Raw genomic sequence first — 26,469 nt, 5'->3', positions numbered from 1 at the left:
CATGACCGAAAGCGCCCCCCAGGCCGATCTTTCCGGCTATTCGTTCGAGAAGGCCGTCGCCGAGCTGGAGAGCATCGTGGCGCGGCTGGAGCGTGGCGATGTGGCGCTTGACGAGTCGATCGCCATCTACGAGCGCGGCGAACAGTTGAAGAAGCATTGCGAGACGCTGCTGGCCGCCGCCGAAAACCGGATCGAGAAGATCCGCCTCGATCGCGCCGGCAAGCCGCAGGGCACCGAGCCTCTCGACCGCGAGTAACACACCGGCACCCGAAGAACCTCGAGACTTCCGTCCGCCGGACGGGAGATGCTTGCGCTCGCCTGCAACGCGGCTTTCCGTTTTCCAGTATTTCCAAGTTTACTGACGGAATATCGTCCCGATCGCGAATTTCTTTCCAAGCGGACATTGATCCAGAAGATACTATATCAGCGCTACAGAACTTAACAGTTGCGGTTGTGCAATAGTGATTGCAGGAAAACCTTCTGCGTGCAGTTGAGTTTATCGATGCAACCGCAGTTAACCGCTTCTCAACCATTCCGTTGCAGAACAGTATTGCCCCGCAATTTCGCGGGGCGGGCGAGATGAAGTGGCCGCGCGCAGGGCAGTCGCCTACCGGAAGCCGTCCTCCAGGAGCCGCTTCCGGCCGATCATGTTTTCCGATCACAGCCATCTCCGCATGCCGCCCTCCCCGGTGCACGGAACCGTATTTCAGAAGGAATTTCCATGAAGCGCCCCACCGTCAAGACTTCGCTGATCCTCAGTCTGGCGTCGATCGCCGTCATCACCGGCGGCCTCGCTTTCGCCGCCATCTCCGGCATTTCCACCATTTTCGATCGCGGGAGCGAGGTTGCCGACAGGATGCTGCCTTCGATCAACCAGGTGCGACTAATGGACAAGGGCATGGTCGACGTCCGGCTTTCCTATGCCCGGCACATCATGAGCGTCACTCCAGAGGCCATGACCGCGGCCGAAAAGGACATCAAGACCTATGTGGATTTCCAGCGTGAGCTGATCCGCAAGCAGAACGAGCAATTCGTCAGGGATGCCGAAGAGCAAAAGCTGATCGGCGAGGTGGCGGCAACCCTCGATGCCTACGTCCAACACGGCGAAAAGGTGCTGGCGCTTTCCCGCGAGAACAAGAACGACGAAGCCAAAGCCGCCTTCGCCGACGAATTGCAGAAGTATGGCGACGCAAGCGACCAGGCAATCGACACGATGGTCGATCACTATGTCGAGCAGGCGGATGCCGTGCACAACGAGATGAAGGCCGAATTCGACTTCATTGAGGTCCTGATCACCTCGGTGAGCGCGCTCGCCTTCGTCATCGCCGGTGCGGCGATGCTGTTCACCGTCACCGGGGTCGCCAATCCGATCCAGCGCATCACCCGTTCGATGCGGAGGCTTGCCGACGGCGACACCGAAACCTCGATCCCCTTTGCCGGCCGCACCGACGAAATCGGCGAGATGGCCGGCGCCGTCGAAGTCTTCCGGCAGGCGGCAATCACCAACAAGCGCCTCGACGCTGAGGCCGAAGAGAACCGCCGGCAGGCGGAACTCGACCGGATCGCCAGCCAGCAGCGCGCCGAAGCGGAAGCCGCCGAGCGCATGCGGGTTGCGACCTCGGGCCTTGCCGCCGGGCTGAAGCGGCTCGCCTCCGGCGACCTCTCCTTCCAGCTCAACGAGGCCTTCGCCGCCGACTTCGAGGAACTTCGCCGCGACTTCAACCAGTCCGTCCAGCAGCTCTCCTCGACGCTGCAGGTCATCCAGCACAGCGTTTCCACCATGGATAACGGCGCCCGCGAAATGGCGAACGCCGCGGAGAACCTCTCGAAGCGTACGGAGCAGCAGGCCGCCTCGCTCGAGGAGACGGCTGCCGCGCTCGACGAGATCACTGCCAACGTCAACTCCTCGACCCGGCGCACCGAAGACGCCCGCGCCGTCGCCACCCAGGCGAACGAGGGTGCCGCGAAATCGGCCGGTGTCGTCGCCAGCGCCGAGGAAGCGATGCGGCGCATCGAGGGGTCCTCGCAGCAGATCTCCAACATCATCGGCGTCATCGACGAGATCGCCTTCCAGACCAACCTGCTCGCGCTCAACGCCGGCGTCGAGGCGGCCCGTGCCGGTGAGGCCGGAAAGGGTTTCGCCGTCGTCGCCCAGGAGGTCCGCGAGCTTGCCCAGCGCTCCGCCCAGGCCGCCCGCGAGATCAAGGGTCTCATCCAGAACTCGTCCGACGAAGTGGAAAACGGCGTGAAGCTGGTGCGCGACACCGGCGTGGCGCTGCAGGCGATCAGCGGCTTCATCACCGAGATGAACCAGCACATGGATTCGATCGCCACCGCGGCAAAGGAACAGTCGATCGGGCTTGCCGAGGTCAATACCGCCGTCAATTCGATGGACCAGACGACCCAGCAGAATGCCGCCATGGTCGAGCAGTCGACGGCGGCAAGCTCGAGCCTCGCCACGGAGACCGCCAAGCTCCGCGAACTGATCGGCCAGTTCCGGCTTGCCGCCGGGGAACGCGCCATCACCACGGCATCGCGCCCGGTGACCAGTGCCGCCCCGGTCACCCGACCGGCATCGCGCCCGCAGTCAGCCCCTGCCCCGAAGGCCACCCATACCCGTGGCAATACGGCGCTCGCCGTCGACGACTGGGAAGAATTCTGAGCCGAGAGGCTCAGGCTCCAAACGATCTCAACCCCCGGCCTGAACACCGGGGGTTTTTCTTTGCCCGCAAGGGTCTTCGTCGAGACGTTATCGGTGCCGCCACACTTTCAAGGCAGAAATCAGAAGGATTACCGCGAGGGCCGGAAGCAGAACCACATTGGGCACGATACCGAGCAGCCGCCCACCGACAAATGTCCCGACGATCGACCCAGCCGCCATCACAAGAAGGAACGCCTTGTTGCGACCGAGAACGGCAAAGCTCTGGTCGCGACTGTATCGGGTGAAGCCGACGAGCATGGTCGGAAGGCTCACTGCGAGGGAAAGACTTCCAGCCAGTTTGATATCCGCTCCGAACAGCAGCACGAGCGTCGGAATCAGCAGTTCCCCACCAGCCACACCGAGCAGCGAGGCGACGATCCCGATGACGACGCCCGCCACCACGCCGGCAGCGACCTGCGCCGTCCCGCTCAGGAGCGGTTGCCCGGAGACGGCATCGTGACCGACGGCCAGCACGACCGCGATGATCACGAGCAGAACCGCAATGACCTTGTAGAGTGCTTCCGACTTCAGGCGCGTCGCCCATCCTGCCCCGAACCACGCTCCGGCAAGACTTCCGGCGAGCAGATTGACCACAATCAGCCAGTGCGCGGCAATCTCGCTGAATGGAATCGTCGCCGCCCGGAACGGCAAGGCGGAAGCGACGACGACGAGGCTCATGGCCTTGTTGAGAATGACGGCTTCCAGGGCGGCGAAGTTGAAGAGGCCGATCAGCAGCGGCAACCGAAATTCCGCACCGCCGAGACCGATCAATCCACCGAGGGCACCGATGACTGCACCGCCCCCGAATGCGGCAGATCGACCTCGGGATACAGGCGCATCGGCAGAGTCGACCATGATCGTTATATCCTCAAAAATATCACGCAGTGAGGGTTTTATGCAGGCAAACCGGCCGCTCTGCAACTGCTCCTTGCGCGGCGACGCTCCCTTTTGGCTGTGGCGAAACCGGTCTCCTAGGTTTCCCATCGGTCCGCGGACAGGAGGCGGAAGAATTTTCCTTTAATACGCAAAGACAAGCGAAAATTTAGAATATCATGCTTCTATCGCATTTGTCGGCAAACGCCCGGCGATCTACCTGCAGGTCGAAGGAGTTCGCCATGCAGATCAAAGAGACGCCCGACATGTGGGTTTTGCGCCTGTGCAGGCGCTTGCGCATTCCCGAGGTCAAGCAGGCGGCAGCCGAGTGTGCGCCCCTGATCGAACGGCAGATCGAGGCGGCCGGCCTGAGTGCCGACGGTCCGTGGCTGTTCGTTTCGCACCACCTGCCGAAGAACGGCAAGACGCCTTTCGACTGGGAGATATGCCGGCCTGTCACCAGACCCGTCGCCTATACCGGTTCGATCGAGCTTTGCCACTTCGAACCCATCATGGTCGCGGCCCGCGTCCATCAGGGGCCCTTGCGAACCCTGTTTGCCCAAGGATATGCGCCGCTCGTCGCCGAGATCGAAATGTCACGCCATCACTTCTCTGGCGAGAGCCGCGAGGTCTATCACGACTGGCGAGGACCCGGCGCACCCTATCACCGGATCGAGATCCAGTTCGGATTGTCGCGTTGACCGTTCACGAACCAACATCCACATGCGAGTCGCTTTGCCGGCAGCCTGCTTCGGCGGCAATCGCCTGAGCGGCGTCTCCGTCCAAGGATGCAGACAGGGCGATGACGCAACTGCCTTGCGGCCTGCACCCCTCAGACCGGTTGATGCTGGCCACTACAGCCACACACTCTCCGACGGCAAAACGGTTTGACGTTTACGTAAAAATCAATTAGCCAAAGGACACGATTTCCGCATCAGGCCCGGAGGACCGGCCGCGGAAATGACGGGACGTCAGCAGGAGGAGCATGCGCATGTACAAGGCGCCGGTAGACGAGATCGCATTCACCCTGAAGCATGTGGCCGGCCTTTCCAAGGCAATCGACGAGGGACGCCTCGGAGACCTCAGCGACGACCTGGTGGATGCGATCCTTTCCGAAGCCGGGCGCTTTGCAAGCGACGAAGTGGCGCCGCTCGCCGAGATCGGCGACCGGCAGGGCGCGAGGCTCGTCGACGGCAAGGTCATCGTGCCGGACGGCTGGGCCGACCTCTACCGCCAATGGGCCGAGGGCGGCTGGAACGCGCTCGTCGCGCCTGAGGAATTCGGCGGCCAGGCGCTGCCGCACATGCTGAACGTCGCCGCACTCGAAATGTGGAATTCCGGCTCCATGGCCTTCGCGCTCGGTCCGACGCTCACCATGGGTGCCTCGGAGGCGCTCGCCGCCCACGGCAGCGCGGCGCTGAAGGAAAAATTCCTGCACAAGATGGTGTCGGGCGAATGGACCGCCTCGATGAACCTCACCGAGCCGCATGCCGGCTCCGACCTCGGCGTCATGAAGACGCGCGCCGAGCGCCGCGACGACGGCACCTACCGCATCTTCGGCCAGAAGATCTTCATCACCTGGGGCGAACACGAAGTCACCGACAACATCGTCCACTTGGTGCTGGCGCGCCTTCCCGACGCCCCGGCCGGCACCCGCGGCATCTCGCTCTTCCTGGTGCCGAAGTTCCTCGTCAACGACGACGGCTCGCTTGGGCCCCGTAACGACCTCCACTGCCATTCGCTAGAGCACAAGCTCGGCATCCACGGCTCGCCGACCTGCACGATGATCTATGGCGACGGCAAGTTTGGCGACGAGCCGGGCGCGATCGGTTACCTCGTCGGCGAGGAGAACAAGGGGCTCGCCTGCATGTTCACGATGATGAACAATGCGCGCCTCGCCGTCGGCATGCAGGGCGTCGCGATCTGCGAGGCGGCGACCCAGAAGGCGGTCGAATACGCAAAGGAACGTACCCAGGGCAAGGCGCCCGGCTGGACCGGTTCCGGCATGAGCCCGATCATCGAGCATCCTGACGTCGCCCGCACGCTCGTCACCATGAAGGCGCTGACGCAGGGCTCGCGGGCGATCTGCTATTCCTGCGCCCATGCGATCGACATGGCGCACCACACGGAAGGTGCTGACGCCACCTTCTGGCAGGAACGTGCCGCCCTTCTGACCCCGATCGCCAAGTCCTTTGCCACCGATGCCGGCGTCGACGTCGCCTCGATGGGCATCCAGGTTCATGGCGGCATGGGCTTCATCGAGGAGACCGGTGCCGCCCGTTACCTGCGCGACGCCCGCATCGCCCCGATCTATGAAGGCACCAACGGCATTCAGGCGATCGACCTCGTCACCCGCAAGCTGCCGCTCGCAAACGGCAATCATGTCCGCGGTTTCATCGCCGAACTGAAGGCGATCGCCGATCAGGTCCGCGCCTCCAACCTCGACGGCTTCGGCGCGACCGCCGAGCGGCTCTCGGCAAGCCTCGCCGATCTCGAAGCGGCGACCGAATGGATGCTCGCGCGTCTCGGCGAGGGTGATGCCGCGGCGGCGCTTGCCGGTGCCACGCCCTACCAGCGGCTGTTCGGCCTTGCCCTCACCGGCTGCTATCTCACCAAGGGCGGGCTTGCGGACGAGGAGAACGGCCGTGACATCCGCATCGCGCTCTGCCGCTTCGCCGCTGAAAACCTGATCGCCGAAACCGCGGCGCTGAAGGACCGCGTCGTCAACGGCGCCGCGAGCCTGACGGCGGCGCGGGCACTTTTTGTATGAAGTTACACCTCCCCCTTGAGGGGGGAGGTCGCCGCGTGAGCGGCGGGTGGGGGTGACACTCCCGCCTAGTTGCAGGACAAACGTCGTTGATCACCCCACCCCGGAGCTTCGCTCCGACCCTCCCCCTCAAGGGGAGGGTAGCGCCGCCACTCTAGGAAAACCCAGATGACCGACCACATTCTGATCGAGCGCCCCGAAGCCCATCCCGGCGTGCTGGTGATCCGGTTCAACCGGCCGGAGAAGAAGAACGCCATCACTCAGGCGATGTATGCGAAGATGACCGACGGCCTGCTCTCCGCCGAGGACGATGCGGCGATCCGCTGCGTGGCCTTCCTCGGCACCGAAGGATGCTTCTCCGCCGGCAACGACATGGCCGACTTCCTCGCTTTCGCGATGGCGGGCGCCGTCGGCGAACCGGCCGCCTTCGGCTTTCTCAAGGCGCTCTGGAGCGTCTCCAAGCCGGTCGTCTCCGGCGTCGACGGGCTGGCGATCGGCATCGGCACGACGATCCAGATGCATTGCGACATGACGATCGCCTCCGACCGCAGCCTATTCAAGACGCCGTTCGTCGATCTCGCACTCGTTCCGGAAGCCGGATCGAGCCTGCTTGCCCCGCGGATGATGGGCCACCAGCGCGCCTTCGCGATGCTCGCCGCCAGCGAAGGCTTTTCGGCTGAAGAGGCGCGCGCCGCAGGATTGATCTGGAAGGTCGTCGCACCCGAGGCCGTCGAGGCGGAAACCCTGACGCTCGCCGCGTCGATCGCCGCCAAGCCACCGGAGGCGATGCGGATCGCCCGCGACCTCATCCGCGGCGACCGCGCCGAGCTGTTCGTGCGCATGGAAGAGGAACTCGCCTTCTTCGTCGAACGCTTGAAGAGCGCCGAAGCACGCGCCGCCTTCGAGGCCTTCCTGAAGGCAAAGAGCTGAAGAATGTCAGGGGGCGCCGTCCGAGGCCGCGTCCTCCCTGCCCGCCATCACAAAACCGCCTCTTCGCGCTTCTTTAATTCCTGCCGGCTAAAACGACGAGCGTTGTAGCTGGAGGATGAAACCGATGCGTGCAATGATCTTGTGCCTTGCCTTTGCTCTGACGGCGGGAACTGCCCTGCCGGGACAGGTCACGACCGGCGACGGCCTGCTTCACCTCGTGCAGGACAACGGGTCGGGGACGATCAACAGCGAGTCGAACAAGCCGGCACCGCCGCCCGGAATGCGGCCGCAGCGCTTCTACTGCGTGATCGATCCGCCGGCGAGCGCCGAAACCGACGACAAGTGGTCGTGTCCCGCAAGACCCGGCCGCGTCGGCGGCCGCTGCCGCTGTGCGGGCATGGTCGGAAGCGGTACGCTCTACGCCTACTGAGGCGCGTTCAGCGCCTGACGAGAGTCGCCACGACCTCGACATGCGGCGTCCAGAGGAACTGGTCGATCGGGGTGACGCCGGTGATCGCATAGCCGCCGTCGACGAGGATTGCGAGGTCACGGGCGAGCGACAGCGGATTGCAGCTCACCGCCACCACCTTCTTCACCGCCGAGCGGGCAAGTTCGCGACACTGCGCCTCGGCGCCGGCCCGCGGCGGGTCGAAGACGACGGCATCGAAGGCCTTCATCTCCTGCGCCATCAGCGGCCGGCGGAAGAGGTCGCGCTTTTCCACCGAAACGGGCTTCAGGCCCTGCGTGTTGCGGGCGGCGTGATCGAGCGCCTTAAGCGCCTTTTCGTCGGATTCGACGGCGTGCACCTGGGCGGAGCGCGCGAGCCGCAGCGCGAAGGTGCCGATGCCGGCGAAGAGATCGGCGACGCGCTTCGCCTTGCCGACATGTTCGAGCGCAAGCTTCGCCATCGCCTCTTCGGCGGCAATCGTCGCCTGGGTGAAGGCGCCGGGCGGCGGGGAAACCCTGACGCCGGCGAAATCGAGAAGCGGCTTCTGCGGCTCGATCACGATTTCACCGTTTGCCGAGACACGCGCGATGCCGCGAAGCTTCAGCGCGGCTTCCGTCACGTCGCGGCGCTGGCGGTCTGAGAGCTGTTTGACGCCGTCGATCGCGATGTCGAGGCCGGTGAGGCTCTCGATCACCGTGATGCGGAAGGCATCCGCGCCGGCGGCGGCAAGGCCGATCGTCCGCACCGCTTCCAGCCGCGCGAAAATGCCGGCCGAGATGACGGGACATTCCTCGATCGGGACGATGTGATGGCTTTCGGCCTGGTTGAAGCCGACGAGCAGGCCCTTTTCCGTGCGACGGGCGGCGAAGACGACGCGCCGGCGTTGGCCGGCCTCCGCCTCCACGAGCGAACCGACCTCCGGCTCCAGACCCTTCGACTTCAGCGCCGCGATCACCAGCGAGCGCTTGAAGGCGCCATAGGCCGGACGCGCGAGATGCTGCACCGAACAGCCGCCGCAACTGCCGCCCACGCCTTCCGGCCCGAAGTGCCGGCAGGCGGGCTGGATGCGGTCGGGCGAGGCGACGCTCGTCGACATGACCGTGCCGTGGTTCTTCACGCGGGCGATCGCGACGGTCTCGCCGGGCAGCGCGAAGGGGACGTAGATCGGACCGGCGGGGCCGTGAGCAATGCCGTCGCCCTGGGCGCCGAGGCTGGTGATGGTGACGGTTTCGGTGCTCATGGTTTGCGCCCTGCGAGGAGGAATTCCTGGTTGCCGTCGCCGCCGGCGATCGGAGAGGGAATGAGGCCGAGGCTCTGCCAGCCCATGTCTTCGACGAGCCAACGCTCGAGTTCGGCTGCGACCGCCGGCGCCGAAGCCGGGTCCTTCAAGAGGCCCGCCTTGCTGATCGCCTCGCGCCCGGCCTCGAATTGCGGCTTGACCAGCAGCAGGCAACGGCTGCCCGATTCCGCCATGTCGAGCGCCGGCGCCAGGGCGAGCTTCAGCGAGATGAAGGAGACGTCCGAAACGACGAAGGAAATCGGCCGGTCGCCGATATCCTCGCTCTCGAGATAGCGGGCGTTGAGCCCCTCGATGTTGGTGACACGGGGATCGGCGGCGACGCGGGGATGCATCTGGTCATGGCCGACGTCGATCGCCGTCACGTGGGCGGCGCCGCGCTTCAACAACACTTCGGTGAAGCCGCCGGTGGAGGCGCCGACGTCGAGACATTCCTGCCCGGACGGATCGAGGCCGAAATGGTCGAGACCGGCGACGAGCTTCAGGGCAGCGCGCGAGACATAGTCCTGCGCCGGGTCGTCGATCTCGATCGCCACATCGGAAGAGAAGGTCAGGCTCGGCTTGGTCACGACCTTGCCGTCGACCTTCACGGTGCCGCGCTGGATCGCATCGCGCGCTCGCGAGCGGCTGGCGACGAGATTTAGGGCGACCAGCAACTGGTCGAGGCGTTGTTCATCGGGAGTGGTCATGCGGCTGTCCATGACCCGCAAAGGAGGCCGTGGCAAGCCTTTTGTTCCGTTCCATATCCCGGCTGCCGCCGAGGGGCCATTTCTGGTGTGACTTTGCGGACGATTGACGCTCCTTCGCATTCGCCGCTAACTGTAGCCAGCACGCGGCAGAAGGATTCTCGCGATGAAGAAAGCTCTCCTGGTTCTCCTTTCCAGCGTCGCCGCCGCACCGGCGGCCGTTGCCAACGACACGATGGCCGAACTCAAGGCCGGCGGCCTCGTCTACGTCCAGACGACCGACGTCTCGATGGAGAGCGAAGACCTCTTCATTTCGCCGGACAAGGTCACCGTCGACTACGTCTTCCGCAACGGCTCCGACAAGGACGTCGAATCCTACGTCGCTTTCCCGATGCCGGACCTGACGGCGGGGCCGGACGCAAACGTCGCAATCGGTGACGCCCAGTCCGACAACTTCCTCGGCTTCACCGTGAGCCAGGACGGCGAGGAGATCACGCCGGACCTGCAGCAGCGCGTCTATGCGACCGGGCTCGACATGACCGACGAGGTGACCGCCCGCGGCATCCCCCTCCTGCCCTTCAGCGACGCGACCTATGCGGCGCTCGAAAAACTTCCGCCGGAGGTGCTCTCCGACTGGACGGCGCGCGGCCTCATCTTCGATGACGCCTACGACGCCGGCAAGGGCTGGGAGCATCACCCGATGCCGCTCTGGACGCTGAAGTCGGCCTACTGGTGGAAGACCACCTTCCCGGCCGGCAAGGAGGTGCGCGTCCATCACGAATACAAGCCGGGCGTCGGCGGCACCGCCGGCCTCTCCTTCATCCAGGAGGGAAAGCCGGGCTACAGCTACGACGAGTACGTCAAGAAGTACTGCATGGACGACGGCTTCGTGAAGACGGCCGCCAAGCTCGAAAAAGCGGCAAGCGACCAGTCCGGGCCCTACTACATGGAAAGCTGGGTCTCTTACGTCCTCACCACCGGGGCGAACTGGGGCGGCGCGATCAAGCACTTCAAGCTGACCGTCGACAAGGGAAGCCCGAAGAATTACATCAGCTTCTGCGGCGAAGGCGTCAAGAAGGTCGGCCCGACGACATTCCAGATGACGGCCGAGGACTTCTATCCACAGAAGGACCTCGATTTTCTGCTGCTTGTGCCTTCCGAATAGCTCTTTTTTCGCGCTGGATTTCGGTTCCGTCAATTTCATCAGCGGTCGCTAACGGATTGTAAGGGTAATCCGTTACAGGGTGAGCCGATCGTCGGTTCCGCCCCTGTCTGACGCGCGCCATGACGGCTGCGCTGGCGAAGGCCAGATCATGCCCTCCCGCAAAGCCGGTTCGGCGGGCCGTGCGCCCATCGACCGACATTCGAGCGTGAAAGATCCTTTGGCATGTCCATCAAGAACTTGTCGCTGAGCAAAAAACTGATCGTGACGTTCATGGCGATCATGGCCGGATGCTTCGTCGCCTCCGCCATCGTCTTCCTGCAGGCCTGGCACGCCAAGCTCGCCTCCCAGGAGCAGGAGCGCGCCGAACAGATCCTCGCCGCCGTCGACACCGCGCTGGAATCCATGCTGGAGCAGGCGGTGAACCAGCGTGGCTACCTGCTGTTCCGCAGCGAGAGCACCTACAACGACGTCTTCACGCATCGCGAACGCATGCTGAAGTCGATCGCCGACGCCGAGACCCTCGCCGCGGGCGATGCAGGTCTGGTCGCGTCGCTTGAGGCGATGAAGAAGGCGGCCGACGTCTTCCATACCCAGTTGACCGAGCCGCAGCTCGCCGCCCGCAAGAACACCGAGGCGCCGATTGCCGAGATCATCGAGATCGGCCGCAACGCCTCCAAGGGGCAGCTCGACGCCTTCCGTGAGGCCGCCGCCAGCATCAAGCAGCAGGTCGTCGCGATGCTGGAGGCGAAGCGGGCCGAACAGGCCGGCGCCCACAGCGACATCCAGATGGCGCTGGTCCTCGGCAGCGTTGTCGCCGGCGGCATGGCCGTCGCACTGATCTGGCTGCTCGCCCGCTCGATCGTCACCCCGATCGTCGGCATGACCGCCGCGATGACGCGGCTCGCTGAGGGGGACCACGATATCGCGGTCCCGGCACTCGACCGCGGCGACGAGGTCGGCGAGATGGCGAAGGCCGTCGTCGTCTTCAAGGATGCCGCCGTCGAGAAGCTCCGCCTTTCCGGCGAGACCGAGGCGATGCGTCTGCGCTCTGAAGAGGAACGCCGCGCCGCGGAAATTGAAAAGGCCCGCGAAACCGAAGAAATCGCCTTTGCGATGGACAAGCTCGCTGCCGGCCTCACCGCACTCTCCGAAGGCAACGTCGCCTACCGGATCCGCAGCGAGTTCGCGTCACGGCTCGATCCGCTCCGCGTCGATTTCAACAACTCGCTCGAAAAGCTGCAGGGTGCGCTCCGCTCGGTCGGTGACAATGCCGCGGCGATCAATGCGGGTGCAGCGGAAATCCGTGCCGCCGCCGACGATCTCGCCAAGCGCACCGAACAGCAAGCCGCCTCGGTCGAGGAGACCGCAGCCGCCCTCGAACAGGTGACAACCACCGTCAAGGATACCGCCATGCGCGCCGAAAACGCCGGCGAACTCGTCGCCCGCACCCGCAGTGGTGCGGAGCGTTCCGGCACCGTCGTCCGCAACGCGGTTGCGGCGATGAACGAGATCGAGAAGTCTTCCGGCGAGATCGGCAACATCATCGGCGTCATCGAGGACATCGCCTTCCAGACCAACCTCCTGGCGCTCAATGCAGGCGTCGAGGCGGCACGCGCCGGCGACGCCGGCAAGGGTTTTGCCGTCGTCGCCCAGGAAGTACGCGAGCTCGCGCAGCGCTCGGCCAATGCGGCAAAGGAGATCAAGTCGCTGATCTCCACCTCGAGCGCCCATGTCGGCACCGGCGTTGCGCTCGTCGGCGAGACCGGCTCGGAACTGGAAAAGATCGTCTCCGCCGTCGAGGACATCAGCCAGCATGTCGCGGCGATCGTCACGGCGAGCCGCGAGCAGGCGACCGGCCTGCAGGAGATCAACACCGCCGTCAACCTGATGGACCAGGGCACGCAGCAGAATGCCGCCATGGTCGAGCAGCAGACCGCCGCCAGCCACTCGCTCGCAACGGAGGCCGCCTCGCTGAACAGCCTGCTTGCGCAGTTCACGCTCGCCGAAACCGGCGGCGCCCCCCGCACCGCCGCGTCACGGCCGGCCGGTCGCCGTCCGGCACCTCAGGCGGCAACGGAAAGCAGTGGCCCCGCCGCATCGCCAGCCCGGGCGCTCGCGAACCGCGTCACCGGAGCCTTCGGCGGAGGCTCGTCCCAGGCCGCCGTCAAGCAGGAGTGGTCGGAGTTCTGACCGTCTTCACGCCGACACGAAAAAGGCCCGGACCGCCACCGCGATCCGGGCCTTTTCTTTAGAGTGTGAACCAAGTCGCCGGGGTCAGCCCGCAGCGTTCACGCCGAAACCCTTCTGGCCGAGCGCGCGGAACACCGTCTCGACGATGCCGCGGCTGTCGAGGCCCGCCTTCGCATACATCGCCTCGGGCTTGCCCTGCTCCATCCAGACATCGGGGAGCACGAGAGAGCGGATCTTCAGCCCGTGGTCGAGCAGGCCCTCGCCCGAAAGGAAGTGCATGACCTGGCTGCCGAAGCCGCCGACGGCGCCTTCCTCGACGGTCACCAGCACCGCATGCTCGCGGGCGAGCCGACGGATGAGGTCGTGGTCGAGGGGCTTGGCAAAGCGGGCATCCGCGACTGTCGTCGGGAGACCCGCGGCGTCGAGGTCCTCTGCCGCCAGCAGACATTCCGCAAGCCGCGTGCCGAATGAGAGAAGGGCGATCTTGGTGCCTTCATTGACGATCCGGCCCTTGCCGATCTCCAGAATGGAACCGCGTTCGGGCAATTGCACGCCGACACCCTCGCCGCGCGGATAGCGGAAGGAGATTGGGCCTTCGTCATAGGCGGCAGCCGTGCGCACCATGTGTTTGAGCTCCGCCTCGTCGGCCGCAGCCATCACCACGAAACCGGGAAGCGAGGCGAGGAAGCCGGTATCGAAGGAGCCGGCATGGGTCGGCCCGTCGGCGCCGACGAGGCCGGCGCGGTCGATCGGGAAGCGCACCGGCAGCCCCTGGATCGCGACGTCATGAACGACCTGGTCGTAGGCGCGCTGCAGGAAGGTGGAATAGATCGCGCAGAAAGGCTTGTAGCCTTCCGCAGCAAGGCCCGCCGCAAAGGTGACCGCATGCTGCTCGGCGATGCCGACGTCGAAGGTGCGATGCGGGAAGGCTTCCTGCAGCTTGTCGATGCCGGTACCGGAGGGCATCGCCGCGGTAATGCCGACGATCTTCTCGTCGAGGGCTGCTTCCTGCACCAGCGCCTCGCCGAACACCGCCGTGTAGCTCGGCGCGTTCGGCTTGGCCTTCGCTTGCGTGCCGGTGATGACGTCGAACTTGTTGACGCCGTGATACTTGTCGGCGGCCGCTTCCGCCGGGGCATAGCCCTTGCCCTTCTGGGTCACGACATGGATCAGTACCGGACCCTTGCCATTGTCGCGGACGTTGCGCAGCACCGGCAACAGGTGGTCGAAGGAGTGCCCGTCTATCGGGCCGATGTGGTAGAAGCCCATCTCCTCGAACATGGTGCCGCCGGTCACGTAGCCGCGGGCGTGCTCGACTGCGCGGGTGATCGCCCGGTCGATGCTCTTGCCGAGATAGGCGGTCAGTTTCTTTCCGAAATCGCGGAAACCCATATAGGTGCGGCCGGAGGCGAGCCGCGCCAGATAGGCGCTCATGGCGCCGGTCGGCGGCGCGATCGACATGTCGTTGTCGTTCAGGATGACGATCAGCCGGGCGTCGAGAGCACCGGCATTGTTGAGCGCCTCGTAGGCCATGCCGGCGGACATCGCACCGTCGCCGATCACCGCGATGACGTTGCGCTCCGTATGGCTGAGATCGGCGGCGACCGCCATGCCGAGGCCGGCGGAGATCGAGGTCGAGGAATGCGCGGCACCGAAGGGGTCGTATTCGCTCTCGGCACGGCGGGTGAAGCCGGAAAGGCCGCCCTCCTGCCGCAGCGTGCGGATGCGGTCGCGACGGCCGGTGAGGATCTTGTGGGGATAGCACTGATGCCCGACGTCGAAGATCAGCCGGTCGTGCGGCGTGTTGAAGACCTTGTGGATCGCAATCGTCAGTTCGACGACGCCGAGGCCGGCACCCAGATGCCCACCGGTCCGCGACACCGCATCGATCATCTCGTCCCGGACTTCGCGGGCGAGCTGCGGCAGGTCGCGGTCATCCAGTTCACGCAGATCCGCAGGCAGCTTCACCTTGTCGAGCAAGGGGGTCTCGGGCAGCAATGTCACGGGCTCAGGCCTCATTCTTCTTATGTCGTCGGTTCTCAAGGGTTCTGCGCCCGAAGCCGAAATGTCCGGCCCGGCAATGCCGCAGAACAGCCCATGCCTTTCTTATATAGAAGTTAACGGCCTTCGGGCAAAGGGACAAACTCGTCTTCGTCACCGGGAACGATGTCGAATCTGCCGGTGCGCCATTCCTCCTTGGCCTTCTCGATGCGTTCCTTCGACGAGGAAACGAAGTTCCACCAGACGTGGCGCGGGGAGGCAAGCGCCGCGCCACCGAAAAGCATGACATGGCAGCCTTCGACACCACCCTTCAGCGTAATCGCGTCGCCGGGGCGGAAAACCAGCAACTGGTCGGCGCCGAAGCGATCCCCGGCGATCTCGACCTCGCCGGAAAGCACGTAGGCGGCGCGCTCCTCGTGGCCAGCGTCGAAGGGGAAGCCGGCGCCGGGCACGAGCGCCAGGTCGACATAAAGCGTGTCGGAGAAGACCCCGACCGGCGAGGTCATGCCGGAAACGCTGCCGATCACCACCCGCCCGCTGGCGCCGCGGTCATCGAAGACCGGCATGGCGTCACGCCCGGTATGGGCGAAGGCGGGATCGATCTCCTCCTTCTCGTCGGGAAGGGCGATCCAGGTCTGCAAGCCGGAAATGGAGAGCGGTCTGCCGCGGAGGTTCTCCGGCGTGCGTTCGGAGTGGACGATGCCGCGGCCCGCGGTCATCAGGTTGACGTCGCCGGGACGGATGACGAGCGTCGTCCCGAGGCTGTCGCGGTGCTTGATCTCGCCATCGAAGAGATAGGTGACAGTGGAGAGGCCGATATGCGGATGGGGGCGGACGTCGAGCGCCTCGCCGGCCTTCAGCACGGCGGGGCCCATGCGGTCGAAGAAGATGAAGGGACCGACCAGGCGGCGCTTCGCCGTCGGCAAGGCGCGGCGCACGGCCAGCCCGCCGATGTCGCTGGTGCGGGGAATGATGAGGTGTTCGATGGCGTCGCAGGCCGGCGCATCGCCGGCGGCTGGATCGATTCCGGGAAAGAACGACATGTAAGTCTCCGATCGATTGGCTTTTGCCAACCTACGCGCGAAGACTGCACGATGACAGGAAAAATCCGGTTCACCCGCGGCATCGGCGGGTGACACACCGTTCAACCTAGAGACTGCCGAAGGGATGGCTCGCCGCCTCTCCGGCGATTTCGACAGCCGCAGCCCTGACCCGTCACAGAACTGTAACGGCAGCCCGGTAACCGCAGTTCGGACACGTGAACAGCGCCAACACAGGAGCAAGCCATGACTGATGTCGACACCAGCAAGCTGTCTTGGGACGAATGGGACGAACTGCAGAACCCGCCGCCGGCCGAAATCGACTTCGACCGCCTCGTCGAGCGGGCGATCTCGCGCCGCGGTTTCCTCGGCGGCGTTCTCGCCTTCGGTTCGGCCGCGGCCGCCATGGGCACGCTCGGAAACCTGATGAGCTCGACCTCGGCGGAAGCCCAGGAGGCGGCATCGCGCTTCCAGTTCAAGCCGCTTCCGATCGCGACCGACAATACCGTGCACGTTCCGGAAGGCTATAGCTGGCAGCCGCTCGCCAAGTGGGGCCAGCCGCTGTTCTCGAACGTTCCGGACGTCGATCCGGCGAAGGGCGTCAGCCTCGAAAACTCCGACAAGGTCTTCGGCGAGAATACCGACGGCATGGAGCTCTTCGTGATCGGCGGCCATCAGGTGATCGCCATCAACCACGAATACGTGAACCCGGACATCAACCTGCCGCACACCGAAAAGGGCGTTCCGCAATCGGCCGACGACGTGAAGATCCTGCAGAACATGCAGGGCGTGACGGTCATGGAAGTCGCCGAGGGCGAGAACGGCTGGCAGATCGTGCTCGACAGCCCGTTCAATCGCCGCATCCATCACAACACGCCGATGACGCTTTCGGGTCCGGCCGCCGGCTCCGACCTCGTCAAGACCGCGGCCGATCCGAACGGCACCGACAGTCTCGGCACCTTCAACAATTGCGGCGCCGGCCGGACGCCGTGGGGCACCTACCTCACCTGCGAGGAGAACTTCAACGGCTACTTCGGCTCGACGGATGCGAACTTCGTCCTGCCGGAGGACTATGCCCGCTACGGCATCACGGCCGAGACCCGCTATGCCTACGAGAAGTTCGACGCACGCTTCGACGTCTCGAAGAACCCGAACGAGCCGCGCCGCGCCGGCTACGTGGTCGAGATCGATCCGTCGAGCGCCACATCGACCCCGGTCAAGCGCACAGCGCTCGGCCGCATCAAGCACGAGAACGCCGCCGTGGTGATCGCCCGTGACGGGCGCGTGGTCGTCTACATGGGCGACGACGAGCGCGGCGAATTCCTCTACAAATACGTCTCGAACGGCATCTATGTTCCGGGCGGCGACACCTCGAAGCTGCTCGACGAGGGCACGCTCTTCGTCGCGAAGTTTTCCGACGACGGCACCGGCGAATGGGTCGCGCTGACGCCGGAATCGACCGGCATGAAAATGGACGAGATCTGCGTCTTCACCCGTCAGGCCGCATCCAAGGTGGGCGCCACCACCATGGACCGCCCGGAATGGGTCGCCATCAACCCGGTGGCCATCGAGGCCTATTGCGCGCTGACCAACAACAGCAAGCGCGGCATCAAGAAGAATGCCGGCGGCGACGAAATGCCGGTCGGCGGCCCGAACCCGCGCGCCGAGAACGAATACGGCCAGATCGTCCGCTGGTATCCGGAAAACGACGACCATGCCGATGCTAAGTTCAAGTGGGACCTGTTCTGCATGGCCGGCAACCCGGATGTTCACAAGGACGCCTATGCCGGCTCCTCGAACATCAATTCCGGCAACATGTTCAACTCGCCGGACGGCATGATGTTCGACACGACCGGCCTCCTCTGGATCCAGACGGACGGCGAGGACTCGAACGAAGGCGACTTCGCCGGCCAGGGCAACAACCAGATGCTCGCGGGCGATCCGGTAACCGGCCGCATCGAGCGCTTCCTGACGGCGCCGAAGGGCGCGGAAGTCACCGGTCAGACCTGGTCGGCCGACAAGCGGACCCACTTTGTCGGCATCCAGCATCCCGATGCGCCCTTCCCGGACGGCGAAGGCAAACTGCCGCGCTCGACCGTCATCGCGATCAAGCGCGACGACAACGCGATGATCGGCTGACGAGCGCGTTCACCGCTTCTGGAGAGGCATCGGCTCAGGCCGGTGCCCCTTTTTCGTCGCAGGTCAGATGTCCACCGACGAAAATGCCCGGCCGAAGCCGGGCATATTTCGAGGTCGATGCGAGCGCCAATTGCTCAGTAGTACGGCGAAAAGCACTGGCGGCGCGGCCCGTGATAAGGCTGGAAGGTGTTGGAGTACGGGTCGTAGGACCGGTAGCGTGCCCGGCACCACTGATAGTGCCGCGGGTTGAGGCCCAGGCCGGCGCGCGGGGTGGCGAGCGCACCGCCAATGACGAGACCGGCGCCGAAGGCGGCGAGCGGGAACCAGTAGCCGTTATAGTAACGATAGCCGGGGCGCGGCTGACGATAGCCGCGATAGCCGCGATAGTAGTAGTAAGGCGCGCGATAGTAGACGCGGTAATGGACCTGGAGCACGTCGCCCGAGGTCTCCACCTTCGGAGCAGGCACAGGCATGGTCACCGCCTCGGCGGGTACATAAACGCCCATCGTCAGGGCGGAGGCCAGAGCAAGCGCGGCCCAGCGCTTAACGGTCGTATTCATGACACTCTCACTCCATCCTAGTTCACGTTCGACATCATACCACGACTTTGGCGGGAAAACGAAAGCGTAGTATTGTCGCAACAAGATACCCGCCTGGATAGAAAAGGCATCCTGAACGAAGCGTTCATGCGCGTTCTGCCACCCGGACGTCAGGAAAACGTCCGGGCGCGCCATGTTGTTCCGGAACGACGACGCTCAGGCCTCGATTTCGACGTCGCCCTTCGGGCGCGAGCAGCAGGCGAGCACGTAACCCTCGTCGACCTCGTCGTCGAGGATGCCGCCATTGTGGCTCATCTCCACCTCGCCGGAGAGCTTCATCACCTTGCAGGTGCCGCAGAGGCCGGATTCGCAGGCCGCGCCGATGCGGACGCCTGCGGCACGGGCCGCCTGCAGGAGGGTGTGGCCGGGCTCGCAGGTGCCCTCCTTGCCGGACATCGCGAACGTGACCTTCGTCGGCACGACCTCGCCCGAGGGATCGGCAACCACCACCGGAGGCTCCGGCTTCACCGGCTGAAAGGCCTCCTCGTGATAGTTCTTCATGTCGAAGCCGGCGCTGGCGAGCGATTCCCGCACGGTCGCCATGAACGGCTCCGGTCCGCAGCAGAACACCGTGCGGTCGAGGAAATCGGGCGCGAGCAGCGCGATCTTCGCCTTGTCGATCCGTCCCTTGAGGCCGGACCACAGCTGGCCGCGGGCGGTCTGCCGGACGATGAAGCCGAGGGTGAGATTCTCCATCTCGCGGGCCTTGGCCTCCAGCTCCGCACGGAAGATGATGTCGTCCGGCGTGCGGGCACAGTGCACGAAGGCGATGTCGCTGTCGGGCGCCCGGTCGCCCAGGTCGCGGGTCATCGAGATCATCGGCGTGATACCGGACCCGGCGGAGATGAAGAGATACTTGCGGCCGGGATGCCGGACATAGGAGAAATCGCCGAGCGGGCCGATCGCCTTCAGCACCATGCCCGGCTTCAGGTGGTCGAACATCCAGCGGGTGCCGACCGACCCGTTCTGCGCCTTCACCGTCACCGCGACCGTATAGGGTCGCGACGGGCTGGAGGAGAGCGTATAGGTGCGCAGCACCGGCTCCGGCCCGACCGGCAGTTCGAGCGTCACGAACTGGCCGGGCAGATAACGGAACCAGAGGCCGGAGCGATCCGGCCGGAAGGTGAAGGTCATCACGTCGGGCGCTTCCGGCGTGACGGCGACGCAGGTGAGCTTGTGCTCCCGGTCCGACCAGGGGCGCATCTCGTCGACGTGGCGGTAATTGGTGACGGCGATGTTCATGTCAGGCGACCGCGGAAAGACGGGCCTTGTCGCCCTGGAGACGGTTGACCATGAAGTTCGAGTACCACTCGACGAACTGCATGACGCCGCCTTCGTGTTCCAGCGAATAGGGGCCGGGCTCATAGGCCGGCGAGCGGATGCCGAAGGCGTTCTCCTCGACGATCGCCCGGTCCTGGTCGTTGGTCATGGTCCAGACATGGGTCAGTTCGTCGAGATCGTAGTCCACCCCTTCCACGGCGTCCTTGTTGACGAGCCAGGTGGTGGTGACCGCGGTCTCCTCCGCCGACAGCGGCAGCACGCGGAAGGAAATCGCGTGATCGCCGAGGATATGGTTCCAGGTCGTCGGATAGTGGAAGAGCAGCATGGTACCGACATGGCTGATCGGCACGTCGGCGGAGAGCGGACGGCGGACCGCCGGCTTGCCGCTCAGCGTATAGCTTTCGGCCTCCTGGATCAGCGGCATGCGGGCGACGCGGAACTGGCCGGTCGGATCCATCCGGAATTCGCTCGGCAGGCCGGCCGCCTCGCAGCGCGCCCAGTGCGCGGCAATGAAGGGATCGTCCTTGGCGCCTTGTACGCCGGTCGCCGTCGGCGCTTCCGGATAGGTGCGGCAGAGTTCCGGATGGTTGCCGGCGCAGTGATAGCACTCGCGGTTGTTCTCCCAGACGAGCTTCCAGTTGCCCTTTTCGATGATCGTGCTGCGATGGGCGACCTTGGCCTCCCACAGCCGATGGGGCTTCAGGTAGGGCTCGATGGTGGCGCGCACCGGCGCGAAATCCGGCGCATCGTCGGCGAGGCAGACGAAGATGTAGCCGCCGACACTTTCGCAATGGACGGTCTTCAGGCCGAACTCGCTCTTGTCGAAGGTCTCGCCCATCTGTCGGGCGAAAACGAGCGAGCCGTCGAGATCATAGGTCCACTGGTGATAGGGGCAGACGAGCTTGGCGGAGGCGCCCTTTTCCTGCGTGCAGACGCGATGGCCGCGATGGCGGCAGGTATTGTGGAAAGCGCGGATCGCGCCGTCCTTGCCGCGCACGACCACCACTGGATAGTCGCCGACCTGCGCAGTGAAATAGTTGCCGGCCCGCGGGACCTCGCAGTCGTGGCCGATGAACAGCCAGTCGCGATACCAGATCGTCTCCATGTCGAGGTTGAAGTAGTCGGGATCGATGTAGAAGGGCTGCTCGAGGCTGAAGCCTTCGCGGCGGCTCTTGAGTTGACGCAACACGGAACCGTGCAGATCCATTGGTGTCCTCGTTCGGCGGGCGTGGGTAGAAAGGCGCTGGCCGGCGGTACAGACTGGATACTGACGCCGTCCTTCGATTATCTAACCACAGGCGACATGTCTCTGCTGCGCTGCGAAACGACATCGCCTCAAGCAATCACGACATCGCAAACCGGCCCTGGAAGCAAATCGAGATTTCGCGAATAACCATTTTTAAACCTGCACTTAAGTCATCAATCAAAGCTCTTTCGAAGAAGCGGATTGGCGCAAATTGACAAGCGGGCGACGGCGCGGAAACGGGCGATGGCAGTCAATGGCGACGCAAGCTTCGCGTAACGAATGCGCTCCATAATGCCGACTTGCCGGAGGCTCGTTCAGAGCCTCGCCCTTGCCGCTGAAGTTGGAACATGCCGAAGTTCAGATATTTCGCACTGAAGAAAAGCGATGCCCCGCCGTCGGCGCACAAGGCCGTACACAGCGAATTCCTGCGCACGGGGCGAATCTCGCGGCGGCGCGAAGACTGGGTCGCGGAAGAGCGCCGCTACCTCACCCACGAGGAGGTCGCCGAACGCACCGGCCGCAAGCTGGAGGCCGCAGGCGAGACGACCCACGAACGGATCAACGCCTTTCACCGGTCGATCCGTTTCCCGAAACTCATCTTTCACCGCACGCTCGAGAACCAGCCGCATCTCGGCTACTGCCACGTGACGTCGGCACGCACCAGCTTCGCCCGCTTTGCCGATGTGAAGTGGGCGTTCTACCTCACCAATTTCTTCGCCGACATCGGCGGCACCGAACAGTTCTTCGAGCGCATCCGTCCGGATTTCTCGCGCATGTATTTCGCTGTCGCGATCCAGCCCGATCGCGACAGCCGCTCGATGGCAATCGACCGCTCGGTCCGCGACAACGGCGTGCTCTTCCGCACCCGGGACCCCAAGGAAGCCCTGAAGAACGTGCTGATGCTGGGTGCCCGCGACGTCGAGCTGCGCAAGATCATCGCCGCCCTCTGAGGTCGACGGCGGTTGTGATCGTCAGCCGCCGAAGCCGCCGACGGACTGCTTCTTGTAGATCAGCCAATCCTTCGGAACGAAGCCGCCCTCGCCCGCACCATAGACCGTGACGGTGTTGCCGCCCGCAGCCTTTGAGGTGGCGAGTGCCCGCTCCGCATAGCTCGTGAGGTCGAAGGCGTTCGGCGCCTGTTCGGAGAAACAGATGCCGAAGGACATCTGCGCCTGACCGAGCGAACGGCCGGAGCCACTGTTGACGACCGCCGTCGAGGCAAGCTTCGCCCGCACCAGATCGACGATGCGGCTCACTTCCTCCTGTTCGGAGGTATAGAAGAGCATACCGAAGCGCGCACCGTCGAAACGGCAGGCGAGGTCGCCGCCGTTCGTCACCGCCTGCACGATCTTCGACACCTGCTTCAGGAAGCGCTCGGCGACGGTGGCGCCCATCTGTTCGGAAATACGGCCGTAGTCGTCGATCTCGCCGACGGCGAGCCCGGACAGTACCGGCATGTTGGGATTGGCATAGACCTTGGCGAGCGCCTTGTTGAAGGCGCGGCGGCTTCCGAGCCCGGTGAGCGCGTCGACGAACTTCGCCGTTTCCGCCTCTTCCGCCTCGCGCTGCAGGTCGGCAAGCGCCGCCGTCTTGTTGACGACCGCGCGCACGACGGTGCTGTTTTGGGTCGCCCGCTTCTCCGTCGCGATCTTGAGCGCGGTGATCGATTGCCCGAGCTCGGCGTGGTCGATGTCGCCTTCGGCCAGGATCACCCGCGAGGCATCGCCGATCAGGCGGCCGTAATCGGTGAGCGAGACTTTCTCCTCGTTCAACAGGCTGATGAAATTGCTCATCTCGGCGCGGACATGGCCGTTCTGGCGGCTCAGAAGGCCTGCTTCGTGGTGGTGCGGCAGGTATTTCCGCCCCAGCGCATCGAGCGCGTCCTGTGTCTTGTTCTTGCCGAGCGCCACGAATTCCCGCACCAGTTCGGGGTTGCTGCCGGCATAGGCCTCGTAGACCAGTTCGTAGTTCCGCGGCAGGCCGTCGATGCCCATCTGGTGCATTGCGGTTGCGACGCGCAGGGCAATACTGGAGGCGGGGTTCTTCGGAGGAAGCATGTTTGTTGTTCCGGCATTTCGAGGCGAATCTGTCGTTCGAGCCGACTATAAGAGGCAGAATTCTTTCTTTCGGTTACGCCGATGGATAAAGTTTTAACGACCATCCGCGAGGCGGTTCTCCCACCTGTGGACAAAGGCCGCGCAGGCTCCGCCCGGAAGGGCAAAAAGAGGTTGGTCCCGGCATGCAAGACACGCTATTGACGGGAAAACAGGACGTTGCGAGCGGCGACATGGCAAGATGCATCTCAATCGAAACCGCCCGGCAGGAGGCGATCACCGAGGCGGTGGCGGTGCTGTCGCGTGGCCTGCCGGTGGCGGTGCCGACCGAGACGGTCTACGGACTCGCCGCCGACGCCACCGATCCCGCCGCGATCACCCGCATCTACGAAACCAAGGGACGCCCGCGCTTCAATCCGCTGATCTGCCATATGGCGGACCTTCAGATGGCGGAGCGCTACGCCGTCTTCGATCCGGTGTCGCGCAGGCTCGCCGAACGCTTCTGGCCCGGCCCGCTGACCCTCGTTCTGCCGCTGAAGCCGGAAAGCGGCATCCATCCGCTAGCGACCGCGGGCCTCGACACGGTCGGCGTGCGCGTGCCGCAGGGCTTTGCCGGCGACCTCATCCGCGCCTTCGGCCACCCGCTCGCCGCACCCAGCGCCAACTCCTCCGGGAAAATCAGCCCGACCACTGCGCGCCATGTGCTCGACGATCTCGGCGGGCGGATCGAACTCGTGCTCGACGGCGGCCCGTGCCGCGTCGGGGTCGAATCGACGATCGTGCGCGTCGAAACCGACAGGCTCCGGCTTTTGCGTCCGGGCGGGATTGCGGTCGACGCGCTCGAAGAGGCAAGCGGATTGCCGGTTGAACGCCCGGCCGGCGTCGGCGCGGCCATCGAGGCGCCGGGCATGCTCGCCTCCCATTACGCACCGAATGCCGCGATGCAGCTCGAGGCACGGCGCATCGCACCGGGCGATGCGCTGATCCGCTTCGCCGGCGTGTCTGTCGAGGGCGAGGAAGACGCAAGGCTGGTGCTCGACCTCAGCCCCGGCGGCGATCTTGCGGAAGCAGCCGCCAATCTCTTCGATTACATGAAGAAGGCCGATGCGAGCGGGGCCGCGCACATCGCCGTCACGCCCGTTCCGAACCGCGGGCTCGGCGAGGCGATCAACGACCGCCTGAAGCGGGCGGCCGCCCCCAGAGAGAGCTAGCCAGGGAGAGGAAAGATGGATTCAGCAAATGCCCTCCTGCGGCAGTTCATCGACATCGTCGGCCCCGCCCATGCGCTGACGGCAGCCGCGGACATCGAGCCCTATCTCGTCGAGGGTCGCGGCCTCTACCACGGCGCCTCGCCGCTCGTCCTCAAGCCCGGCTCGACGGAGGAAGTCTCGGCGATCCTGAAGCTTGCAAGCGCGACCGGCACACCGATCGTCCCGGCCGGCGGACGCACCGGCCTCGTCGGCGGCCAGGTGCCGCGGGAGGAAAGCCGCGACGTCGTGCTGTCGCTCGAACGCATGAACCGCGTCCGCGAGGTGGACACCGTGGGCGACGTGATCGTCGTCGACGGCGGCTGCATCCTCGCCGACGTCCAGAAGGCAGCAGAGGCGCATGAGCGGCTCTTCCCGCTCTCCCTCGGATCGGAGGGAAGCTGCCGCATCGGCGGCAATCTTTCGACCAATGCCGGCGGCACCGCCGTGCTCGCCTACGGCAACATGCGCCAGCTCTGCCTCGGGCTTGAAGTGGTGTTGCCGACCGGCGAGATCTGGGACGGGCTGCGGCGGCTCAAGAAGGACAATAGCGGCTACGACCTGCGCGACCTCTTCATCGGCGCCGAAGGCACGCTCGGCGTCATCACCGGCGCGGTGCTGAAGCTCTTCCCAAGGCCGCGCGGGCGGCAGGTCGCCTTCGCCGGACTGAAGTCCCCCGCCGATGCGCTGGCACTCTTCGAGCGTGCCTCGCTTCTCTGTGGCACGGCACTCACCGGCTTCGAACTGATGCCGCGGATCGGCGTCGAATTCACCGCACGGCATATTCCGGGCGTGCGCGATCCGCTCGACGCCGCCCATGACTGGTATGCGCTGATCGACATCTCGACCTCGGACTCGGGCGAAACCGCCGAGGCGATGATCACCACACTGACGGAACAGGCCTTCGAGATGGACCTCGTTCAGGACGCCGTGATCGCCGCCTCGCTCGCCCAGCAGGACGCGCTCTGGCACATGCGCGAAAGCATGTCGGAGGCGCAGAAGCCGGAGGGCGGCTCGATCAAGCACGACGTATCGGTGCCGGTCGCGCGAATCCCGCAGTTCCTCGAGGAGGCCGGCGCGGCGGTAATGGCGGCGATGCCCGGCGCCCGCATCTGCGCCTTCGGTCATCTCGGCGACGGCAATATCCATTACAACATCAGCCAGCCGGTCGGGGCCGACAAGGCCGCCTTCATCGACCGCTGGCGCGAAATCAACGCCATCGTGCATGCGATCGTCCGCAAGGCGGGTGGGTCGATCTCCGCCGAACACGGGGTCGGCCAGCTGAAGCGCGACGAGCTGATCGCCACGCGCCCGGCAATCGAGACGGAGCTGATGAACCGCATCAAGAAGGCCTTCGATCCCGCCGGCATCATGAACCCCGGCAAGATGGTATCGCCGCAATGACCGCGCGGCTGACGCTCCGGATTGACTTGCCGAACGGCACGCGGCTCGGCCCCGGCAAGGCACAGCTTCTCGCCAACATCGTCGAACATGGATCGATCCGCGCCGCCGGTGCCACCATGGGCATGTCCTATCGCCGCGCCTGGCTGCTCGCCGACGAGATCAACCGCATGTTCCAGGAACCCTCGATCGTCACCCGGCACGGGGGAAAAAGCGGCGGCGGCGCCGAGCTGACCCCTTTCGGGGAGAGGCTGCTTTCCTGCTGCCGGCGCATGGAGGAAGAGAGCCGGCGCGCGCTCGAACATGATCTCGCCTGGGTGGAGGGCGCGCTTGACATGGCCTACCGCCCGCATGGTGCCGCCGACGTGGACGGAGACGACTGAGGGGGCGGCACGCGGTCTCCG

22 protein-coding genes are annotated in these 26,469 nt (G+C 65.0%); 13 read left to right on the top strand and 9 right to left on the bottom strand.

Annotated features, from left to right (window positions below; translation table 11 throughout):
* Position 1: 1 nt before the first annotated feature.
* Positions 2-256 carry an exodeoxyribonuclease VII small subunit gene (locus NHF53_RS04295; protein WP_112691572.1) on the top strand — a complete coding sequence of 85 codons (255 nt, stop codon included), beginning with the start codon at positions 2-4 and terminating at the stop codon, positions 254-256.
* Positions 257-721: 465 nt separating this feature from the next.
* On the top strand, positions 722-2,662 hold the full coding sequence (locus NHF53_RS04290; RefSeq protein WP_252833236.1) for a methyl-accepting chemotaxis protein: 1,941 nt from the start codon (positions 722-724) through the stop codon (positions 2,660-2,662).
* 87 nt (positions 2,663-2,749) lie between these two features.
* Here NHF53_RS04290 and NHF53_RS04285 read toward each other — a convergent pair whose 3' ends face one another.
* Positions 2,750-3,556, bottom strand: a complete 807-nt coding sequence (locus tag NHF53_RS04285; protein ID WP_252833235.1) for a sulfite exporter TauE/SafE family protein — start codon at positions 3,554-3,556, stop codon at positions 2,750-2,752.
* Between the two features lie 260 nt (positions 3,557-3,816).
* On the opposite strand from NHF53_RS04285, the gene NHF53_RS04280 reads away from it, so the two are divergent.
* The 4 genes from NHF53_RS04280 to NHF53_RS04265 all read left to right on the top strand — a co-directional run bounded on the left by NHF53_RS04280 (position 3,817) and on the right by NHF53_RS04265 (position 7,701).
* Positions 3,817-4,275, top strand: a complete 459-nt coding sequence (locus NHF53_RS04280) for a hypothetical protein (RefSeq protein WP_252833234.1) — start codon at positions 3,817-3,819, stop codon at positions 4,273-4,275.
* A gap of 290 nt (positions 4,276-4,565) precedes the next feature.
* A complete protein-coding gene (locus tag NHF53_RS04275; protein ID WP_252833233.1) occupies positions 4,566-6,344 on the top strand; it encodes an acyl-CoA dehydrogenase in 1,779 nt (592 codons plus the stop codon).
* 165 nt (positions 6,345-6,509) lie between these two features.
* Positions 6,510-7,271, top strand: coding sequence for a crotonase/enoyl-CoA hydratase family protein (locus NHF53_RS04270; RefSeq protein WP_252833232.1), 762 nt, complete (start codon positions 6,510-6,512; stop codon positions 7,269-7,271).
* A 124-nt stretch (positions 7,272-7,395) separates the two neighbouring features.
* Positions 7,396-7,701 carry a hypothetical protein gene (locus NHF53_RS04265; RefSeq protein WP_252833231.1) on the top strand — a complete coding sequence of 102 codons (306 nt, stop codon included), beginning with the start codon at positions 7,396-7,398 and terminating at the stop codon, positions 7,699-7,701.
* Between the two features lie 7 nt (positions 7,702-7,708).
* On the opposite strand, the gene NHF53_RS04260 is transcribed toward NHF53_RS04265, so the two are convergent.
* Together NHF53_RS04260 and NHF53_RS04255 are read right to left on the bottom strand one after the other, a co-directional pair.
* Complete coding sequence (locus NHF53_RS04260) at positions 7,709-8,959, bottom strand: class I SAM-dependent RNA methyltransferase (protein WP_252833230.1); 1,251 nt, start codon at positions 8,957-8,959, stop codon at positions 7,709-7,711.
* Positions 8,956-9,705, bottom strand: a complete 750-nt coding sequence (locus NHF53_RS04255; protein ID WP_252833229.1) for a TlyA family RNA methyltransferase — start codon at positions 9,703-9,705, stop codon at positions 8,956-8,958. Before NHF53_RS04255 ends, NHF53_RS04260 begins: the two co-directional genes overlap by 4 nt.
* 163 nt (positions 9,706-9,868) lie before the next feature.
* Here NHF53_RS04255 and NHF53_RS04250 point away from each other — a divergent pair, with 163 nt between their 5' ends.
* On the top strand, positions 9,869-10,867 hold the full coding sequence (locus tag NHF53_RS04250; RefSeq protein ID WP_252833228.1) for a DUF4424 domain-containing protein: 999 nt from the start codon (positions 9,869-9,871) through the stop codon (positions 10,865-10,867).
* Between the two features lie 222 nt (positions 10,868-11,089).
* Entirely contained in the window at positions 11,090-13,057 is a 1,968-nt protein-coding gene (locus tag NHF53_RS04245) for a methyl-accepting chemotaxis protein (RefSeq protein ID WP_252833227.1), read from the top strand.
* An 84-nt stretch (positions 13,058-13,141) separates the two neighbouring features.
* Here the strand turns inward: NHF53_RS04245 and dxs are convergent, their stop codons facing one another.
* The gene (dxs, locus tag NHF53_RS04240; protein ID WP_252834910.1) at positions 13,142-15,061 is read right to left on the bottom strand and encodes a 1-deoxy-D-xylulose-5-phosphate synthase; all 1,920 of its coding nucleotides are present in this window, start codon (positions 15,059-15,061) and stop codon (positions 13,142-13,144) included.
* A 113-nt stretch (positions 15,062-15,174) separates the two neighbouring features.
* Positions 15,175-16,101: a pirin family protein gene (locus NHF53_RS04235; protein WP_252833226.1), complete on the bottom strand. Its 927-nt coding sequence runs from the start codon at positions 16,099-16,101 to the stop codon at positions 15,175-15,177.
* Between the two features lie 243 nt (positions 16,102-16,344).
* Between NHF53_RS04235 and NHF53_RS04230 the strand changes: the two genes are divergently transcribed.
* On the top strand, positions 16,345-18,237 hold the full coding sequence (locus NHF53_RS04230) for a PhoX family phosphatase (RefSeq protein ID WP_252833225.1): 1,893 nt from the start codon (positions 16,345-16,347) through the stop codon (positions 18,235-18,237).
* A 134-nt stretch (positions 18,238-18,371) separates the two neighbouring features.
* Here NHF53_RS04230 and NHF53_RS04225 read toward each other — a convergent pair whose 3' ends face one another.
* The 3 genes from NHF53_RS04225 to NHF53_RS04215 form a co-directional block, all read right to left on the bottom strand.
* Positions 18,372-18,797: a BA14K family protein gene (locus NHF53_RS04225; RefSeq protein ID WP_252833224.1), complete on the bottom strand. Its 426-nt coding sequence runs from the start codon at positions 18,795-18,797 to the stop codon at positions 18,372-18,374.
* Between the two features lie 195 nt (positions 18,798-18,992).
* Complete coding sequence (locus NHF53_RS04220) at positions 18,993-20,078, bottom strand: hybrid-cluster NAD(P)-dependent oxidoreductase (RefSeq protein ID WP_252833223.1); 1,086 nt, start codon at positions 20,076-20,078, stop codon at positions 18,993-18,995.
* 1 nt (position 20,079) lies between these two features.
* Positions 20,080-21,324 carry an aromatic ring-hydroxylating dioxygenase subunit alpha gene (locus NHF53_RS04215; protein WP_252833222.1) on the bottom strand — a complete coding sequence of 415 codons (1,245 nt, stop codon included), beginning with the start codon at positions 21,322-21,324 and terminating at the stop codon, positions 20,080-20,082.
* Positions 21,325-21,710: 386 nt separating this feature from the next.
* Here NHF53_RS04215 and NHF53_RS04210 point away from each other — a divergent pair, with 386 nt between their 5' ends.
* A complete protein-coding gene (locus tag NHF53_RS04210) occupies positions 21,711-22,313 on the top strand; it encodes a DUF6656 family protein (protein ID WP_252833221.1) in 603 nt (200 codons plus the stop codon).
* A gap of 21 nt (positions 22,314-22,334) precedes the next feature.
* On the opposite strand, the gene NHF53_RS04205 is transcribed toward NHF53_RS04210, so the two are convergent.
* Positions 22,335-23,420, bottom strand: a complete 1,086-nt coding sequence (locus NHF53_RS04205; protein ID WP_252833220.1) for a GGDEF domain-containing protein — start codon at positions 23,418-23,420, stop codon at positions 22,335-22,337.
* A 230-nt stretch (positions 23,421-23,650) separates the two neighbouring features.
* Here NHF53_RS04205 and NHF53_RS04200 point away from each other — a divergent pair, with 230 nt between their 5' ends.
* Genes NHF53_RS04200 through NHF53_RS04190 form a run of 3 tightly spaced genes read left to right on the top strand, consistent with a single transcriptional unit; the run spans position 23,651 to position 26,448 of the window.
* Positions 23,651-24,628 (top strand): L-threonylcarbamoyladenylate synthase, encoded by a 978-nt coding sequence (locus tag NHF53_RS04200; RefSeq protein ID WP_252833219.1) that lies wholly within the window; start codon positions 23,651-23,653, stop codon positions 24,626-24,628.
* 15 nt (positions 24,629-24,643) lie between these two features.
* Positions 24,644-26,068: an FAD-binding oxidoreductase gene (locus tag NHF53_RS04195; RefSeq protein ID WP_252833218.1), complete on the top strand. Its 1,425-nt coding sequence runs from the start codon at positions 24,644-24,646 to the stop codon at positions 26,066-26,068.
* On the top strand, positions 26,065-26,448 hold the full coding sequence (locus NHF53_RS04190) for a winged helix-turn-helix domain-containing protein (protein ID WP_252833217.1): 384 nt from the start codon (positions 26,065-26,067) through the stop codon (positions 26,446-26,448). The genes NHF53_RS04195 and NHF53_RS04190 overlap by 4 nt, the downstream gene beginning before the upstream one ends.
* Positions 26,449-26,469 lie beyond the last annotated feature (21 nt).

The sequence above is a fragment of the Ciceribacter sp. RN22 genome (genome assembly GCF_024054295.1).
GTDB classification, from domain to species: domain Bacteria; phylum Pseudomonadota; class Alphaproteobacteria; order Rhizobiales; family Rhizobiaceae; genus Allorhizobium; species Allorhizobium lividum.
The sequence above is the reverse complement of the archived record's forward strand: the minus strand, read 5'-3'. Positions and strand labels throughout refer to the sequence as shown.

Coding starts and splice junctions, on each gene's coding strand:
- NHF53_RS04295 (WP_112691572.1), top strand. CDS start 2: ATGACCGAAAGCGCCCCCCAGGCCGATCTTTCCGGCTATTCGTTCGAG.
- NHF53_RS04290 (WP_252833236.1), top strand. CDS start 722: ATGAAGCGCCCCACCGTCAAGACTTCGCTGATCCTCAGTCTGGCGTCG.
- NHF53_RS04285 (WP_252833235.1), bottom strand. CDS start 3,556: ATGGTCGACTCTGCCGATGCGCCTGTATCCCGAGGTCGATCTGCCGCA.
- NHF53_RS04280 (WP_252833234.1), top strand. CDS start 3,817: ATGCAGATCAAAGAGACGCCCGACATGTGGGTTTTGCGCCTGTGCAGG.
- NHF53_RS04275 (WP_252833233.1), top strand. CDS start 4,566: ATGTACAAGGCGCCGGTAGACGAGATCGCATTCACCCTGAAGCATGTG.
- NHF53_RS04270 (WP_252833232.1), top strand. CDS start 6,510: ATGACCGACCACATTCTGATCGAGCGCCCCGAAGCCCATCCCGGCGTG.
- NHF53_RS04265 (WP_252833231.1), top strand. CDS start 7,396: ATGCGTGCAATGATCTTGTGCCTTGCCTTTGCTCTGACGGCGGGAACT.
- NHF53_RS04260 (WP_252833230.1), bottom strand. CDS start 8,959: ATGAGCACCGAAACCGTCACCATCACCAGCCTCGGCGCCCAGGGCGAC.
- NHF53_RS04255 (WP_252833229.1), bottom strand. CDS start 9,705: ATGACCACTCCCGATGAACAACGCCTCGACCAGTTGCTGGTCGCCCTA.
- NHF53_RS04250 (WP_252833228.1), top strand. CDS start 9,869: ATGAAGAAAGCTCTCCTGGTTCTCCTTTCCAGCGTCGCCGCCGCACCG.
- NHF53_RS04245 (WP_252833227.1), top strand. CDS start 11,090: ATGTCCATCAAGAACTTGTCGCTGAGCAAAAAACTGATCGTGACGTTC.
- NHF53_RS04235 (WP_252833226.1), bottom strand. CDS start 16,101: ATGTCGTTCTTTCCCGGAATCGATCCAGCCGCCGGCGATGCGCCGGCC.
- NHF53_RS04230 (WP_252833225.1), top strand. CDS start 16,345: ATGACTGATGTCGACACCAGCAAGCTGTCTTGGGACGAATGGGACGAA.
- NHF53_RS04225 (WP_252833224.1), bottom strand. CDS start 18,797: ATGAATACGACCGTTAAGCGCTGGGCCGCGCTTGCTCTGGCCTCCGCC.
- NHF53_RS04220 (WP_252833223.1), bottom strand. CDS start 20,078: ATGAACATCGCCGTCACCAATTACCGCCACGTCGACGAGATGCGCCCC.
- NHF53_RS04215 (WP_252833222.1), bottom strand. CDS start 21,324: ATGGATCTGCACGGTTCCGTGTTGCGTCAACTCAAGAGCCGCCGCGAA.
- NHF53_RS04210 (WP_252833221.1), top strand. CDS start 21,711: ATGCCGAAGTTCAGATATTTCGCACTGAAGAAAAGCGATGCCCCGCCG.
- NHF53_RS04205 (WP_252833220.1), bottom strand. CDS start 23,420: ATGCTTCCTCCGAAGAACCCCGCCTCCAGTATTGCCCTGCGCGTCGCA.
- NHF53_RS04200 (WP_252833219.1), top strand. CDS start 23,651: ATGGCAAGATGCATCTCAATCGAAACCGCCCGGCAGGAGGCGATCACC.
- NHF53_RS04195 (WP_252833218.1), top strand. CDS start 24,644: ATGGATTCAGCAAATGCCCTCCTGCGGCAGTTCATCGACATCGTCGGC.
- NHF53_RS04190 (WP_252833217.1), top strand. CDS start 26,065: ATGACCGCGCGGCTGACGCTCCGGATTGACTTGCCGAACGGCACGCGG.